We start from the raw sequence: 16,199 nt of genomic DNA, 5'->3' as shown, positions 1-16,199 counted from the left end.
GATCTCCACCAGTGCTTTTGTCCTCTTCGGATTAACGTGCATAATTTATTAAAATATATCCTGAATTTCACCAACTATTTTTCAGTACATTACCTATTTAAATTCAAGTAAATGAATTATCCTTGCTTTCTGTGGGTGCTTTTAGGAGCAGATTTTGCGGCAGAAGTTGCTTTTACTTTTGGAGCTGCAGGTTTTTCTGCTTTTGGCGCTTTTTTAGTCGCTTCTTTTTCTACGTTTACTTCTTCCGTTGCTGCTTCACCTTCTAAAGTTTCAGGCTCTGCTTTTACGAAGCTTTCCGGCGTAATGTATCCTGCTTTCTGAAGGATGTTGTACCACTGCGCCAGTTTTTTGATGTCTGAAGCGTATACTCTTTCGGTATCGTAGTTAGGAAGAGAAGCCGTCATGAATTCTTTCAGTTCAGCATCTGTTGCTTTATGGTGGATCGCTTCTTTGTAATCGTAGTTTTTAGCAATATTTTCAAAAACTTCGAACAACGGAACTTCTTTATCAAAGGTAAACATCGCGATGTTATCCAACAAACTTACCTGACTGGAGTTTCCAATGCTTACTTTTTTCTTCGTGGTAACGTCTTCAATAATAAATCCGTTTCTTAATTGTGAAACTAATTTGAAAAGTCCTGGTTTTCCTGAAATTGAAATTATTTTTTCTAACAGCATAATTTTATTTTTTGTAAATTCTGCAATCGGCATTCCGCCTTTTGCTATTTAATATTTTTTTTATTTTAATTCAAACTTTATTTTGGAAATCTCATCTTGTAACTGATGCTTACATCACCCTGAGTAATTTTAGACAGTTTCCCTTTTACAAGCTTCTTCTTCAAGGCGCTTAAATGGTCTGTAAACAAAATTCCTTCTATGTGATCGTACTCATGCTGAATTACGCGGGCTCTAATATCGGAAAAAGTTTCTGTATGTTTTACAAAATTTTCGTCATAATATTCGATCACGATGGTTCCTTTTCTTTTTACATCTTCTCTTACATCCGGAATAGAAAGACATCCCTCGTTGAATTTCCACTCTTCGCCGGATTCTTCAAGAATTCTGGCATTAATAAATACTTTCTTGAATTCTGCCAGTTCATCCTTAATATACTCATAATCTTCATCTTCTGCCAAAGGACTTACGTCGATCACAAAAAGACGGATATCCAGTCCGATCTGTGGAGCAGCCAAACCAATTCCGTTGGCGCTGTACATGGTTTCGAACATGTTGCCTATCAATTCCTGTAGTTCGGGATAATCTTTGTCTATATCCTTCCCTACTTTTCTTAAAACTGGGTCACCAAAGGCTCTTATCGGTAAAATCATCTTGTTCTTTGTTCTAAAAAATTCTGCAATATGATGGTTGCGCTTACTTTATCTATTAATCCTTTTTCCTGTCTTTTCTTTTTATTTTTTCCGCTTTGGGAAATAAAAAACGAAGCCATTTTGGAGGTAAATCTCTCGTCGAAGCGGTGTACTTTTATCATCGGAAATTCTTTCTGAAAAACTTCAATGAATTTTAAAATATCTGTTTCCACTTCAGATATATTCCCCTTTAAATCTGTTGGAAGACCGATTACCACTTCATCTACCCGATTTTCACCGAAATATTTCGTCAGAAAATCAATAATTAATGAAGTCTGCACCGTCTCCAGACCGCTCGCAATAATCTGCATATCATCCGTCGCAGCGATGCCACAACGAGCCTTTCCGTAGTCTATTGCAAGGATTTGTCCCATAGGTTTGCAAATTTAGTAAATTTTAATGATTTTATTCCAAACACAGTTTTTTTTATAAATCAATGTTTTAATCCGCTAATTTTTTTATAATTTTAATTCTTCAAAAACAAAATTATGAAGAAACTCATCCTCGTAAGACATGCGAAAAGCGACTGGCCGGAAGAAACGGAAGACTTTGACAGACCTTTGGCAGACAAGGGTTTAGAAGAAGCAATGCATATGTCCCGATTCATGAAAAACAATAACGTAGCGATCGATTACTTTGTATCGAGCCCCGCAGTACGCGCACTGAATACGTGCAAAATTTTCAACCAGACTTACCAAATCAGCATTAATACGAATGAGAAACTTTATAATCCTTCCGAAAGCAATTTCGAATCCGTAATCTACGATCTGGACGACAGCCACGAATCGGTTGCCTTCTTCTCTCACAACAACGGAATTTCCAATTTTGCGAATTCCATTTCCGAAGATATTTTCCATTTTCCAACCTGCGGTGTTGCCGGTTTCGAGATCGACTGCAATTCGTGGTCGGAATTCGACGGAGCCAAAAAGAAACTGCTGTTTTTCTACGATCCGGGCAAGATTAAATAAATCGTCTGTAAAAATTCCCCTCCTTTGGAGGGGTGGCGAAAATTCGAAAGAATTTTTGACGGGGTGGTTTTAGAATGTAGATAAGTGAATTTATGAATGGTGAATTTTTGGTTTAATATTCCAATTTAATTAATTTCAAATTTAACCTTAAATTGAGGGTTCGATGAGTATATAGTCACACGCTTTTTAACACTTAAGTCACATAAGATAAAAGATAAGGTTTGCGAATATTTTAGAACACTTTAGTTTTAAAAAAATCTTTGATTTTTTTCTAATATGTTCTGAATATTTTCAAGGGTTTAAGAATATCTTCTGTGACTTATGTGTTAAAAAACTTTTTGAACCTTTATAAAAAAGCCTAAATAAACTTAATCAATAATTTTGGTTAAAGCCTTTTGCTACCCTCTAAAACAAAAAAACGGGCAAAAGCCCGTCCCTATTGATAATCATATTGAATGATTTTTCCTGAATTATTTTCTTCTCAGATCCAGATCATCAAAATCAAAACTGAAATCTGTAACATCTGAAATTGGTTTTAATTTTGCGGATTGAGCTTTTCCTGTTTCATCATAATCAAAAATAATATACGCATCGGCATCGTAGCTTCTGTCGTCCCATTTAATGATTAAAGAATTGTTGGAATACGGAAGAAGTTCACCTTTCAGACGTGGAGAACTTTTGCATGAGATTCTGTAGGTATTTCCCTGCTGCGCAATTTCCACATCACCAAACCACTGATCGTTGTACATTCCTACAAACTGCTCCGGTTTTGGCTGTAAATTTTTATCTTTTTTAAATGTTTCAGATTTTGCAAAAGCCTCTTTTTTCTGCTTATCAAAACTTTCCTCCATTTTTTTCATCCGGTCGCCGTAGGTTTTCAGCCAGTTGCGGTCTGCAATTCCCAGATAAGAATCTTTCACGGTATTGGTAATCGTGTTGAAAGCCGCTCCCGATTGCTGATTCGTTAAGACAACAATTCCCAGCTTCATATCCGGAATCAACGTAAACTGCGTTACCGTCCCGATAAGTCCTCCTGTATGCTGAATTTGTTTGTGACCTTTCACATCGCTTAAAAACCAGCCCATTCCGTATCCGTAGAAACTGGTATCATAAGGATTTTTCGCCGCCACTCCACTCGGAATCTGTAAACTCCACAACTGCTGAACGTTTTTATCTGAAACTAATTTTTTACCGTCTTTCGTTGTGAAATTATTCAACAGGAATTCTGCCCAAGTCGTCATGTCTTTAATATTACTCATAATTCCTCCGGCTGCGTTGGCTGTTTCGTTCCAGTCGTGAGGAACAGCGATGGCTTTTCCGTCTACCGGTGCATGAGCATCAATTTTGTTCGCAACAGCTTTGGCTCTGTTATAACTTCCGAAACTTGAAGTCATTCCTACAGGTTTCATAATGCGCTGTTCGATAAATTCTGCCCAGCTTAAACCCGAAACTCTGTGGATTACTTCTCCGGCTACGATAAACATGATGTTATTGTAGTCTAAAGTTGTTCTGAAAGGATTTTCAGGCTTTAAATATCTTACATTGTGAACGATATCGTTTACCGTTAGATTTCCGCCTTCCGGAAAGAACATTAAATCCCCCTGTCCCAAACCTAATCCTGCTCTGTGTGTTACCAAATCTTTAATGGTAACATTCTGCGAAACATACGAATCGTACATCTGAAATTCAGGAATGTATTTTGAAACTTTATCGTCCCAGTTCAGTTTTCCTTCGTCTGCTAAAATGGCAAGTGCTGTACAGGTAAAACCTTTGGAATTGGAGGCGATTCCGACCAATGTAGTATCGTCCATCGGTTGTTTGGAATTTAAAGAACGTACCCCAAAACCTTTGGAATAAATTACTTTTCCGTCTTTAATCACACCAACCGAAATTCCCGGAACGTCGAAAGTTTTCAAAGTGTTCTGGACCAATTCATCCAGCTTTTTCTCTTCAACCTGCGCATTCGCAATCCCAACCGATAAAAGAAGAAGGAAAAAAGAAAGTTTCTGCTTCATTTTTAATTTTTTTCAAATGTAGTAAATAAAGCTGTTTAAACTTTTCATATTATATCCAATAACAAAAAGTCTGTTTAAACTTTTGTTTAACCGCAAAAGCTACAAAAGATGAACTAAACTTTTATTTAAAGCTTTAATTATTACTTTGTATTGATTCTTCGAAACAAAATACTGAAATTTAAAAAGGACTTATCTGCAAAAGATTCTTCATTCCATAATGCTTCGCAAAATTTCATTCTGAATGACAGTTCTGAAACTAAAATTATAAGTTGGTTTAAACTAATTTTAAAATCCTGCAAAAAGAAAATCTTTGATTTTTTTAACTTATGTACTCTTTTTTTTCATTTAAGTAGTAAACTTAAAAAACTAAAGTGTTAAAATCTTTTGCATCTTTTGTGGTAAAAAAAGCTTAAACAAGTTTATATTAATGAATGTCATTACAAGCCTCAAATAATAACAATTAACATTAAAGATGTTTGTAAATCTTCAGAAAAAATAATTTCAAATCTTATCTTTGCAGAGAATTTTAAATAATGACGAAAATCCTACTCCTTTCCGACTCTCATTCTTATATCGACGACCGTATTTTAGAATATGCAGGTCAGGCGGATGAAATCTGGCATGGCGGAGATTTCGGAAGTATGGATGTAATTGAGCAGCTTGAAAAGATAAAACCGCTGAAAGGGGTCTACGGAAATATCGACAATGCGAAAATCCGTTCTGAATTTCCGGAAGTGAGTCGTTTTAGATGCGAAAATGTAGAAGTTCTCATGATCCACATCGGCGGTTATCCGGGAAAATATACACCGTTGGCAAAGCAGGAGATTACTGAAAAAGCTCCGAAACTGTTTATTTCGGGACATTCGCACATTTTGAAGGCAATGTTTGATGAAAAAAACAATCTTCTTCACCTGAATCCCGGAGCGTGCGGAAAACAGGGATGGCATAAAATGCGGACAATGATGCGTTTTGTAATCGATGATACGGAAATAAAGGATTTGGAGGTTATTGAATTGGGACCGAAGTTTTAAAATAATTTTTAAACCATTAAGAAAAAAATTGAGGAGTTAAGAATAATAAGAGATTGCTTCGTTCCTCGCAATGACAGTACTATGAAAATAGGCGATAAAGTTTCTGTAGTAGATGAAGATTTGAGCGGGGTGGTAACTTCCGTGAAAGGAAATATCGTGGTTTTTAAAGATGAATACGGTTTTACGCATCAATATCCGAAGGAGAAACTGGTTCCGAAAATTTCGGATTTTTATGAAAATACACCCATTATAAAAAAAGCGGAGCCGAAAAAGGTAATTTCCAAAGCACATCAGAAAAATCATTTGGTTCTTGATCTGCATTTTCATAATTTAGTTAAAAATCCAAATGATTACACCAGTTTTGAAAGACTTTTCATCCAAAAAGAAAGATTGGTGGAAACCATCAACTTTTGCAGAAAACACAATCTGAAAAGGCTGGAAATCGTACACGGAATCGGAGACGGAGTTTTGCAAAAAATGGTATTTGATACGCTGGAAAGCCAGACGAATGTGGATTTTTATAATAAGGAAATACTTCATCATCAATCGGGTGCGGTAATGGTAGAATTTCACTAAATTTGCAGGAATCAAATTATGAATATACTTAATTTACTTTTTACCAAAGACGGATTAATCTACCAGATTGCTAAAAATAAGAGCATTGTGGAAGAGAAATCGTATTTCGTAGATGAAGAATCTCCGGAAAACTTTATTTCGGATATGCTGGATAAAGTGCTTCTTCTGCAGAGATTTGATGAGATCCATGTGATTTCCGCACTCAATCATTTCACGTTGATGCCGGAAGGTTTTTCGGAGCATGAAGCAGGATTCGATCTTATCGCCTTCAACGCTCCTGTGGATAAAGAGAAAGAAGAACTGATGCTTTCGATTAACGAAAAGTTTAAAATTCAGTTTTATTATACATTTCCGAAGCATTTTTACAAAAAGATTAAAGAACTCGCGCTGCCTGTTCAGTTTAATTTTTCCGGTGAAAAGTTTTTAAATTCTATCAGTAACAAAAACAGCAAAGAAATTCACATTAACCTGTATCATAACCAATGTGAGTTTTTCGCGATAGACAACAAAAAAATTATTTTATACAACAATCTGGACGTTAATTCTGAAGTAGATTTTCTTTATTTCGTGATGTTTACGTTAAGCAAAATCGGTTTCGGAATCAATGAGACCAATTTCTACGCGTACGGAGAAACTACTGAAAATGAAACGTTTATTTCAGAACTTCAGAAATTCGTAAAGAATCTGAAAATTGTATTTGATAATATTCCTTCTAAAAATTTTATATTAAATTAGGTTGCAGAAGATCAGATAGCAGGTTTTAGTTTATCTGCAATCTTTTACCTACAATCTAAAACCTATCAATTATGTACAGAATCATATCCGGCAAATGGAAAGCCAAAAAAATCGCCGCTCCGAAGAATTTTGATGTAAGACCGACTACGGATTTTGCCAAAGAAGCACTTTTCAGTATTCTGGAAAACACCTACGATATGCAGTCGGTTTCCGTGCTGGATCTTTTTGCGGGAATCGGTTCTATTTCGTTTGAATTTGCTTCAAGAGGATGTCAGGATATTACGTCCGTAGAAATGAATCCGAAACATACGTCTTTTCTTAATTCTACCGCTTCTGAACTTGGATTCAGTCTGCAGGTGAATGTTCAGCGGGGTGATGTTTTCGACTGGCTGAAGAAATTCAGAAATAAAAAATCTTTTGAAATCGTTTTTTCCGATGCTCCTTTCGAAATGGAAGAAAAAAAGTATCAGGAAATTATTTCTCTGGTTTTAAACAATAAATACCTGAAGGAAAACGGAATTCTAGTGATAGAACACCAAAGCCGAATGAAATTTGATCATCCGAATTTAATCGATACCCGAAAATACGGAAATGTAAGTTTCAGTTTTTTTGAACCGAATAAGGAAGAAACTACGGAAATACAGAATCAGGAATAATTTTCCTGATTTTTTGTTTTAAACAATTTTTACTTTTTCAGAAGAAACAACCGCACTTTCACCCCATTTTGCAATTTCTTTTAAAAGAGGAAGCAACGTTTTCCCGAAATCCGTTAAGGTGTATTCTACCATTAAAGGCGGCTTTTCTGTGTACACTTTTCTGTCGATAATATGATCTTCTTCAAGCTGTTTCAACTGTAAACTTAACGTTCTTTCTGTAATTGTGGGAATTAATTTTCTTAGCTCGTTGTATCTTTTTGCTCCATCAATCAGATAAAACAAAATGACCGCTTTCCATTTTCCGCCGATAAATCTCATTGTAACTGTTGTACAGCACGGATATTCTTTATTATCTATGGAATACATTTTTTTCATACTATCATTTTAGACCGTTATTGCAAATATATCAAACATACATTAATTTTGCAACTATAAAAAATATAGTATAAAAATTATGAGCTTTTTAGAAAAAATGAAATCGAGATATACCGTAAAAAAGTATAATCCTAAAGGTACAATAAGTGAAGAGCAGATTCAGCAGCTTAAAGAAATTCTGCATTTAAGTCCATCTTCCATTAACAGTCAGCCATGGAATTTTGTGTTTGTATCGGAACCGGAAACAAAAATACAGCTTGCCGAAGCCTCTTATTTTAACAAGGAAAAAGTATTGGACGGAAGTCACCTTATCGTTTTTCAGGCACTTAAAAATCCTGAAGATTTTGAAAAGCAGATTGAAGAAAATCTTCCGGAAGGTTCGGTAACTTATTATAAAACTTTTGTAAAACCGAAAGGAGAAGCAGAGATCAGATCGTGGCTGAAACATCAGGTTTATCTTTCATTAGGCGTTTTGCTTTCTGCGTGTGCAGATATGGGAATAGATTCTACTCCGATGGAAGGAATTGAAACCGAAAAATATGATGCTATTTTAAAGAACGAAAAGTACGAAAGTGTTTTTGCGGTAGTGATTGGCGTAAAGTCTGAAGAAGATAAAAACCAGCCGGTTCATACCCCGAAAAGGAGACTGGAAAGTAAAAATGTAATTCTGGAAATTTAATAGAGCTTATATTTTGGGAGCTTTTTCCCGCTTTCCGTACTCGCTATTTATTACTATTTGGGCTGCGGCAGCTTCGCTGCCGCAGCCCAAATAGTAATAAATGAGCTCAAACAAAACTCCAATCGGGGCTATTTCTTCTGACTGAATAGTATTAATACACCTATTTTGTCATTCCGTAGGAATCTCAACCGAAATATTTTTTTTTATGAATTGTTTTGGATCCTTCAGGATGAAAAATCAAGCTGATAAAAATTATAGATTGATGTACAAAAAAAGCTGTTTCAGATGGTGACAGCTTTACTTTTTATAGTACTTTCAATTCTAAATCGATGGTTTTCCCGAAGAATTTCTTTGAGATTTTTTCGAAATTTTTCGTTAAATCCGAAAGATAGAAATGGTAATTCGGTTTTGGATTCTGCTCATTCAGCAGATGATACTTATCCAGAATGATTTTTAAATGATTGGCGACAATATTCGGAGAATCAATTACGCGGACACGATTTCCGTAATATTGCTTGATTTCATCAATCAGCAACGGATAATGCGTACAACCCAGAATTAAGGTCTCAATATTCTTTAATTTACTGTTGCTTAAGTAATTGTAGATAATCGCATGCGTAATCGGATGATTTTTAAAACCTTCCTCAATGGCAGGAACCAATAAAGGCGTCGCCAGTTCATCCACCTTGATCCATTTATTATGCTTTCTGATGCTTTTTTTATACAACCCTGAATTCACAGTAGCTTTCGTTGCAATGACACCCACATTATTATGGATTTCATAGGAAACTTTTTCTGCAACCGGATTAATTACGTCAATCACAGGAACTTTTCCTGCAACAGACTGCATCACTTCATTCAGCGCATTTGCCGTTGCCGTATTGCAGGCAATAACAATCGCTTTACAGTTTTGCTCCAACAGAAAATTGGTGATCTTTGTAGAATATTCGATAATCGCTTCCTTCGATTTTTCACCATACGGAAGATGTTTGGTGTCACCAAAATAGATCAGATCTTCGTTCGGAAGAAGTCTTTTTATTTCTTTGGCAACCGTAAGTCCGCCCACTCCGCTATCGAAAATTCCGATAGGTTGCTTCGGGGAAAGATGCGAATAATCTTGCTTTTTAGTTTTCAAAATTGAGCTGAAATTTTATACAAAAATAGTGAAATTGTTGGATGCAGAAGATGGATGTTACAAGTTTTTCACAAACCGTTCTTCCAACTTCCGGCTTTAGACTTTCATCTTAGACGATGAACAGATCCGAAGCAATTCCGTCTGCCATAAACCAGTGTTTTTCCGGAATTTTCAGGTGATTGTTTTCTGTTATCAAAATTCCTTCTTCCAGTTTTGATTTGATTTCATTCTGAAAATGTTCTAAAATGCTGTCATTAAATTTTTCCTTTAAGCTTTCCAGATCAACACCCCATATTGTTCGTAAGCCAATCATGATCATCTCATTAAACTGATCGTTTTGAGAAAGAAATTCCTCTTCTTTAGCCAAAAGATTTGAATTTAATTTTTTGATATACTGCTGATTGTTGGCAACATTCCAGCTTCTGACATCAAAACCGTTGTAAGAATGAGCAGAAGGACCAATTCCCAGATATTCTCTGTATTTCCAGTAGGAAGAATTGTGTCTTGAGTAAAATCCGGGTTTGGCAAAATTGGAAACTTCATAATGCTCAAAACCATTATCTTTCAGAAAATCCGATAAGTAGTAAAATTCTCTGTTTTGTTCTTCTTCCTTCGGGCTTTTTACTTTCCCATTTGAGATCCAGTTTTCCAAAGCAGTTTTCGGCTCAACCGTTAAAGCATAAGAAGAAATGTGCGGAACTTCAAGCGCAATGGTTTTATTTAAATTCTCTTTCCAGATTTCCAGATTGGAAGTTGGCGAACCGTAAATTAAATCAATGCTTAAATTTTCAAAACCAAAATCCTGCGCTCTTTTGATGGAATCTTCGGCTTCGTTTGCAGTATGCGCCCGATTCATTAATTTCAGATCTTCTTCAAAAAAACTTTGGGTTCCGATGGATAGACGGTTTATAGGGGATTCCGACAGTCCTTTCAGGAAGTTCTTATCCAGATCATCGGGATTCGCTTCTAGAGTGATTTCAATATTCTTTTCAAAAGTAAAATGTTTTAATACCTCATCAATTAAAGATTTAATTTCATCAGGCGAAAGAATGGAAGGCGTTCCGCCTCCAAAATACAGTGACTGTAAGTTTTTGTTTTGCAATTCATCTTTTCGGAGAAAGATTTCTTTCTTCATCGCAGCCAGCATTTCATCCTTAAAATTTAAAGATGTTGAAAAGTGGAAATTGCAGTAGCTGCACTTTTGCTTGCAAAACGGAATGTGAATGTAAATCATAAAAAAAGCCCTGAAAAAATTCAGAGCTCAAATTTATTTAAATTAAATCAATTAATATCTATAACCTCTGTGGTTAATGAAGTTATCGAAGTTATATCCTAACCCGATCATGAAGCTGTTTCCTCCATATTCCTGAATATCAGACAAACCTAAGTTGTAAGTAGCTCCAATCATGAATTTGTTGAATCTTACTTTTACAACCGGAGCAATCTGTAATTGCTGGCTGTCGAATCTGTTCTGAACAGATCTGTAGCTTACCCCGAAAGAGAATGCATTGATATCGTTGAAGAAGGTTGCCATTAAGTTATAATCAATCGTTCTTGTAGAGTTCGTATTCAGGTTGATTAATGCTGAAGGCGTGAAATAGATATTATCACCAATATGCCAGTCATATCCTAAGTTTAAGAAAAACTTGATAGGAGAAGGTTCACGTCCGTTTACGATCGCTTCATCGTTGGTAAGAGCGATATCGTTAACTGAAACTCCTGCGAAAATATTTCTGTAAGTAGCCTGTGCTCCGAAGTTTGCATACGCCATGAAAATATTACTTTCACTTCCCTGCAATAATGGATCTGAAGCATCCTGCGTGTTAATCTTTGAATAATCAAAATTCATGTTGTAGAAGCTAACGCTTGTACCGAAAGAGAACTGATCTTTTCTGTCTCCGTCGCTGCTAAGAGGAATAAAATATGAAGCACCCGCTGTAATACCGCCCGCAGAAATAGGCCCGTTGCTGTCTCTGAATACAGACAAACCTGCTCCCACTCTATCAAAGATGTTCGCGTTGATCCCTACCGACTGAACGTTTGGAGACTCACTGAACTTCGAAAATTGCTGCTGATAGTTAAGATTAAGCTGCACATAGTCGGTCTTTCCGTATTGTGCCGGGTTGAACAAAAACTCACCATCTAAAAGATATTGTTGATAGTACGGTAAAGTTTCTTGTGCTTTGTATGCATTTGACAAAAGAGCTAAACATACGATAGCATATAGTTTTCTCATAACAAATCTTGATTTCAATTCAACAAATATAAAAAAATTCTCAATATATTTTTAGTTTTCTAAATAATTTCTCCATTTTTTTACAGCATCCGCCATATCTTTCGGCATTGGGCTTTCAAAATATAATTCCTTCTTGGTGGTGGGATGTATAAATCCTAAAGTATGGGCATGAAGCGCGTGTCTGGGCAAAATTTCGAACACATTTTTTATAAACTGCTTATACTTAGGAAGATTCACTCCACGGAGAGGCGTATGTCCTTCATATCTTTCATCATTAAATAAAGTATGACCAATATGTTTGAAATGTGCTCTGATCTGATGGGTTCTTCCCGTCTCCAACTTACATTCTACCCAGGTCATGTATTTAAATCTTTCTAAAACCTTGTAATGCGTTACGGCATGCTTTCCCTGGCTTCCGTCTTCATACGTATGCATCTGCATCCTGTTTTTCGGGTGACGCCCGATATGCCCCTTTATTGTACCCGCATCATCCTGCACACTGCCCCAAACAAATGCCCAATATAACCTTTTCGTTTTTCTGTCGAAAAATTGTTTTGCCAAAAAGCTCAGCGCATATTCGTTTTTTGCAACAACCAGTAATCCGGAGGTGTCTTTATCAATTCTGTGAACCAGTCCTACCCTGTCGAGATCAGATTTTTCGCCATTTTGCTCAAAATGGTACGCCAAAGCATTCACCAAAGTTCCGTCCCAGTTCCCGAATCCCGGATGCACTACCATTCCCGGATCTTTATCTACAACGATAAGATCATCATCTTCGTATACAATATTGATAGGAATATTTTGCGGAATGATAACATTTTCCCTCGGAGGATGTGCCAAAAGTACAGAAATCTGGTCTCCGGGTTTTACACGGTAATTCTGTTTTACCGCAACACCGTTCACAATAACATTTCCCGCTCTGCAGGTTTGTGAAATTTTATTTCTGGAAGAATTCTGACGGAAAATCAACAGAAACTTGTCGATTCTCAACGGTTCCTGACTTTTATCTACCGTGATATTAAGATGCTCATACAATCCTTTATTTTCCTCATCAATATCAAGATTATCGATACTGTTCTGATCTAATAATTCTTCGTCCAAAAAATCTTCGTTATCTTCTGCCATTGTTTTATCTTTTATACAAAAGGCTTCAACATAATGAAAGTTGAAGCCTGTATTTTTTATAATAATTATCGTTTTATTCTATAACCATCTTTTTAGCTTTTGGCTTTTCTGCAGGTTTTGCAGGAGTCGTCGCAACAGGTTTATTTGCTGATGTATTATTACCAGAACTACTACCTGTATTGGAAGCAGTAGTCTTTGGTTTATTTTCAGTTACCGATGTAGCGGGCTTTACAGTAGCTTTAGAAGCATCTGTCTTTACCACATCTGTGGACGGTTTAGGATTTTCTCTTCTCGGAGTTACAGGTGGTGGCGGAACGTCCTGTGAAGATTCCTGACGAACTGGCATTTCCTGGTACTGAATCGGAGGCAAAGCGGTATCTACTTTCATTCTGTAGGTAGAATTCAACTGTTCTATTTTAGCGCTCAATTCAGCAAGGGTTCTTTTACTCGCCCAAAGGTCGATCTGCATTCCCTGATCCCGGACATCTCCGGCTGCAGGATCCTGATAATAGATAACATCGGATTCGTCCTTGCTGCCGTCTTCATGATCCACAAGACCTACTTCAAACATGCTTCTTGCAATGACCTGTCTCGCTTCTTTCACCGTTAATCCTACAACATTAGGAATCGCAATGTTTCTCATTGGTCCGGAACCTATCACGACATCCACCGTAGAGAATCTTGCCAGTTTTGTTTTCGGTTTTACTTCATTTCCGTTAAATAATATACGGATCACAGCATCTTTCTGAATGCTTGGCTCATAGATGGTATCTCCGACCTTCAGACCCACCTGTTCCAGACGCTGGAAAGCAAGACCTGAATATTTATTGATTACATCCGGAACTTCAACTTTAGCCCAGGTTCTTGGATTTACTCTTAACTGAATTGCTCTTCCGTCTTTTACACGGGAACCCGGAATGGGATACACCTGTAAAACCTGAAAAGGTCTGTATTTAGGATCATAATTAAAACTGTCCACTTCATATTCCAATCCCGAATCATCCAATATTTTAATGGCTTCCTGTACAGATTTGTTAACGATATTTGGAACGGGAATTTCCTGACCATGATTGGTATGATATTCTAACCAACGAAACGTAAGCCAAACCAACCCCACAAAAACACCGATGGCTACGACTAAGTTCAGTAAAACTTTCCAATTGAAAAGTGATTTAAGCATACTTAAAATGACTATAATTAGACAGCAAATATAACTAATAATTTTAGAATGTGCTTTTAATTTAACACATTTCACTTTTGATTTTAAAATTTCAGGTTTTAGGTTTACGCGTTGTATAAAATCATTAAATTTGCCTTAATTGATACTAAACAAAAATGAGCAAAAAACAAGTTGCCGTAGTGATGGGAGGCTATTCAGACGAATATGTTGTATCATTGAAAAGCGGACAATTAATCTATGATTCTTTAGACAGAAATCTTTACGATGTATATAAAGTAGTTATCCTGAAAGATGAATGGTATTTTTTAGGCGAAAATGAGCAGAAATTCCCCATAAACAGAGGAGATTTTTCTGTGACTTTAGATAACAATGCCCCATTGAAATTTGATGTATGCTTCAATATCATCCACGGAACACCGGGCGAAAACGGAATTCTGCAGGCGTACTGGGACGCGATCGGACAGAAATATACGGGATGCGATTTTTATCAGAGTGCTTTAACATTCAATAAAAAAGATACTTTAGCGGTACTTTCAAAATACGGAATTCCTTCTGCGAAGAGCGTTTATTTAAGAAAAGGAGAAGAAATTAAGGTTGATGAGATTATAGAAACTCTTGGCTTGCCTGTTTTTGTGAAACCCAATCAGTCGGGATCATCTTTGGGAATTTCTAAAGTGAAAGAAAAGGCTGAATTCCTTGCTGCAACTGAAATTGCATTCAAAGAAGATGATGAAATTTTAATTGAAAGTTTTCTTGACGGAATGGAAGTTTCCGTAGGAGTAATCGATTATAAAGGAGAAACAATTGTTCTGGGAATTACAGAAATCGTTCCTACCAACGAATTTTTCGATTATGAAGCAAAATACGAAGGGGCTTCTGAAGAAATTACGCCTGCAAGAATCGACGATGAAACAAGAATCCGCGTAGAAGAAATCGCAAAAAGAGCTTACAATTCTCTTGGGATGAGTGGTTTCTCAAGAAGTGAATATATTTTAATGGACGGAATTCCTTATATGCTGGAAATGAATACGAATCCGGGATTTTCTCCCGCAAGTATTCTTCCGCAACAGGCAAAAATCTACGGAATTTCCATTACAGACCTTTGTGGAAACGAGGTTGAAAAAGCTTTACAAAAAAATTAAAAGAATGGAAGATTGAGGATAGAAGCTGGAAGTTTAGCATTCTATATTTCTACCCTCATCATTCATAATTTATAACTTATAACTTTTATACGCATGAAAATTGCTGTTTTTCCGGGGTCATTCGATCCGATTACTTTAGGACATTATGATATTATAGAAAGAGCGGCTCCGCTTTTTGATAAACTGATAATTGCGATCGGGCAGAATTCCCAGAAAAAATATATGTTTCCGCTGGAAAAAAGAATGGAATTCATCCAGAATTCCGTTGCAGAATTTCCAAATGTGGAAGTGGATTATTTTGAAGGATTAACCGTTGATTACTGTTTCGAAAAAAATGCACAATACATCATCAGAGGTTTAAGAAATCCTGCTGATTTTGAATTTGAAAAAGCGATTGCCCACACCAACAGAACTTTAGCGCACAAAAAACTGGAAACGGTATTTTTGTTAACGTCTTCAGGAAAGTCTTTCATCAGCAGCAGCATTGTAAGAGAAATCATCAATCACGGCGGAGAATATGAGCTCTTGGTTCCGGATTCGGTGAGAGTGCAATTATAAGTAATGAGTAATGGGTAATGAGTAATTTTTACAACTATGGATTTTAATCAGTTATTTAGAGATCGAACTAAAGATTTTTCGATTTCGATTATTAAATCGTTATCACCATTACCTTATTCTGATGATCTTTCAGTAATAAGAAAACAAATTATAAGATCAGCAACTTCTGTAGCTGCTAATTACAGAGCAGTTGCGAGAGCAAGATCCGAAAAGGAAAGATTTGCTAAAATTTGCATTGTTGTAGAAGAAATTGATGAGACTCAATTCTGGTTAGAAATAATTGATGAGCTGGAATATTTAGATCCAGGAAAAATCTCAAATTTAAGATCAGAATGTGATGAATTGGTAAAAGTAATGACTGCTTATAAATTCAAATTATCTCAAAATACAACACTATAATCATATTACTTATTACCAATTAC

General features: G+C 36.2%; 19 protein-coding genes. 9 read left to right on the top strand and 10 right to left on the bottom strand.

Annotated features, from left to right (window positions below; translation table 11 throughout):
• Positions 1 to 116: 116 nt before the first annotated feature.
• The 3 genes from DD829_RS10285 to ruvX all read right to left on the bottom strand — a co-directional run bounded on the left by DD829_RS10285 (position 117) and on the right by ruvX (position 1,740).
• Positions 117 to 677, bottom strand: coding sequence for a DUF5606 domain-containing protein (locus tag DD829_RS10285; RefSeq protein WP_108411664.1), 561 nt, complete (start codon positions 675 to 677; stop codon positions 117 to 119).
• Positions 678 to 754: 77 nt separating this feature from the next.
• The gene (def, locus tag DD829_RS10280) at positions 755 to 1,327 is read right to left on the bottom strand and encodes a peptide deformylase (RefSeq protein WP_108411663.1); all 573 of its coding nucleotides are present in this window, start codon (positions 1,325 to 1,327) and stop codon (positions 755 to 757) included.
• Positions 1,324 to 1,740 carry a Holliday junction resolvase RuvX gene (gene ruvX / locus DD829_RS10275; RefSeq protein ID WP_087705799.1) on the bottom strand — a complete coding sequence of 139 codons (417 nt, stop codon included), beginning with the start codon at positions 1,738 to 1,740 and terminating at the stop codon, positions 1,324 to 1,326. Before ruvX ends, def begins: the two co-directional genes overlap by 4 nt.
• A gap of 114 nt (positions 1,741 to 1,854) precedes the next feature.
• Between ruvX and DD829_RS10270 the strand changes: the two genes are divergently transcribed.
• Positions 1,855 to 2,334 (top strand): SixA phosphatase family protein, encoded by a 480-nt coding sequence (locus tag DD829_RS10270; RefSeq protein ID WP_076393059.1) that lies wholly within the window; start codon positions 1,855 to 1,857, stop codon positions 2,332 to 2,334.
• 470 nt (positions 2,335 to 2,804) lie between these two features.
• Here the strand turns inward: DD829_RS10270 and DD829_RS10265 are convergent, their stop codons facing one another.
• Positions 2,805 to 4,349: a serine hydrolase gene (locus tag DD829_RS10265; protein ID WP_116547706.1), complete on the bottom strand. Its 1,545-nt coding sequence runs from the start codon at positions 4,347 to 4,349 to the stop codon at positions 2,805 to 2,807.
• A gap of 533 nt (positions 4,350 to 4,882) precedes the next feature.
• Here DD829_RS10265 and DD829_RS10260 point away from each other — a divergent pair.
• The 4 genes from DD829_RS10260 (at position 4,883) to DD829_RS10245 (ending at position 7,347) form a co-directional block, all read left to right on the top strand.
• Entirely contained in the window at positions 4,883 to 5,380 is a 498-nt protein-coding gene (locus DD829_RS10260) for a metallophosphoesterase family protein (RefSeq protein WP_108410613.1), read from the top strand.
• 81 nt (positions 5,381 to 5,461) lie between these two features.
• A complete protein-coding gene (locus DD829_RS10255) occupies positions 5,462 to 5,956 on the top strand; it encodes a Smr/MutS family protein (protein WP_076393067.1) in 495 nt (164 codons plus the stop codon).
• An 18-nt stretch (positions 5,957 to 5,974) separates the two neighbouring features.
• On the top strand, positions 5,975 to 6,691 hold the full coding sequence (locus tag DD829_RS10250; protein WP_108410612.1) for a DUF3822 family protein: 717 nt from the start codon (positions 5,975 to 5,977) through the stop codon (positions 6,689 to 6,691).
• 71 nt (positions 6,692 to 6,762) lie between these two features.
• A complete protein-coding gene (locus DD829_RS10245; RefSeq protein ID WP_087705788.1) occupies positions 6,763 to 7,347 on the top strand; it encodes an RsmD family RNA methyltransferase in 585 nt (194 codons plus the stop codon).
• A gap of 18 nt (positions 7,348 to 7,365) precedes the next feature.
• Here DD829_RS10245 and DD829_RS10240 read toward each other — a convergent pair whose 3' ends face one another.
• Positions 7,366 to 7,713 carry a winged helix-turn-helix transcriptional regulator gene (locus DD829_RS10240; RefSeq protein ID WP_087705857.1) on the bottom strand — a complete coding sequence of 116 codons (348 nt, stop codon included), beginning with the start codon at positions 7,711 to 7,713 and terminating at the stop codon, positions 7,366 to 7,368.
• Positions 7,714 to 7,801: 88 nt separating this feature from the next.
• Between DD829_RS10240 and DD829_RS10235 the strand changes: the two genes are divergently transcribed.
• Positions 7,802 to 8,401: a nitroreductase family protein gene (locus DD829_RS10235; protein WP_108410611.1), complete on the top strand. Its 600-nt coding sequence runs from the start codon at positions 7,802 to 7,804 to the stop codon at positions 8,399 to 8,401.
• A gap of 304 nt (positions 8,402 to 8,705) precedes the next feature.
• Here DD829_RS10235 and murI read toward each other — a convergent pair whose 3' ends face one another.
• The 5 genes from murI to DD829_RS10210 all read right to left on the bottom strand — a co-directional run bounded on the left by murI (position 8,706) and on the right by DD829_RS10210 (position 14,077).
• Positions 8,706 to 9,536: a glutamate racemase gene (gene murI, locus DD829_RS10230; RefSeq protein WP_108411039.1), complete on the bottom strand. Its 831-nt coding sequence runs from the start codon at positions 9,534 to 9,536 to the stop codon at positions 8,706 to 8,708.
• 109 nt (positions 9,537 to 9,645) lie between these two features.
• Complete coding sequence (hemW, locus tag DD829_RS10225; RefSeq protein ID WP_116547705.1) at positions 9,646 to 10,770, bottom strand: radical SAM family heme chaperone HemW; 1,125 nt, start codon at positions 10,768 to 10,770, stop codon at positions 9,646 to 9,648.
• Between the two features lie 51 nt (positions 10,771 to 10,821).
• Positions 10,822 to 11,772 carry a type IX secretion system membrane protein PorP/SprF gene (locus DD829_RS10220; RefSeq protein ID WP_116547704.1) on the bottom strand — a complete coding sequence of 317 codons (951 nt, stop codon included), beginning with the start codon at positions 11,770 to 11,772 and terminating at the stop codon, positions 10,822 to 10,824.
• A 51-nt stretch (positions 11,773 to 11,823) separates the two neighbouring features.
• Positions 11,824 to 12,897 (bottom strand): RluA family pseudouridine synthase, encoded by a 1,074-nt coding sequence (locus tag DD829_RS10215; RefSeq protein WP_185140316.1) that lies wholly within the window; start codon positions 12,895 to 12,897, stop codon positions 11,824 to 11,826.
• Positions 12,898 to 12,970: 73 nt separating this feature from the next.
• Positions 12,971 to 14,077: a PASTA domain-containing protein gene (locus DD829_RS10210; RefSeq protein ID WP_108409811.1), complete on the bottom strand. Its 1,107-nt coding sequence runs from the start codon at positions 14,075 to 14,077 to the stop codon at positions 12,971 to 12,973.
• Between the two features lie 155 nt (positions 14,078 to 14,232).
• Here DD829_RS10210 and DD829_RS10205 point away from each other — a divergent pair, with 155 nt between their 5' ends.
• The 3 genes from DD829_RS10205 to DD829_RS10195 all read left to right on the top strand — a co-directional run bounded on the left by DD829_RS10205 (position 14,233) and on the right by DD829_RS10195 (position 16,176).
• A complete protein-coding gene (locus DD829_RS10205; protein ID WP_076393085.1) occupies positions 14,233 to 15,219 on the top strand; it encodes a D-alanine--D-alanine ligase in 987 nt (328 codons plus the stop codon).
• 93 nt (positions 15,220 to 15,312) lie between these two features.
• Entirely contained in the window at positions 15,313 to 15,777 is a 465-nt protein-coding gene (gene coaD, locus DD829_RS10200; protein WP_076393087.1) for a pantetheine-phosphate adenylyltransferase, read from the top strand.
• 36 nt (positions 15,778 to 15,813) lie between these two features.
• Positions 15,814 to 16,176 carry a four helix bundle protein gene (locus tag DD829_RS10195; RefSeq protein ID WP_076393089.1) on the top strand — a complete coding sequence of 121 codons (363 nt, stop codon included), beginning with the start codon at positions 15,814 to 15,816 and terminating at the stop codon, positions 16,174 to 16,176.
• The last annotated feature ends 23 nt before the right edge of the window (positions 16,177 to 16,199 follow it).

The sequence above is a fragment of the Chryseobacterium sp. HMWF035 genome, assembly GCF_003094695.1.
Lineage (GTDB): Bacteria > Bacteroidota > Bacteroidia > Flavobacteriales > Weeksellaceae > Chryseobacterium > Chryseobacterium gambrini.
This window is presented reverse-complemented; position numbering and strand designations above follow the sequence as displayed.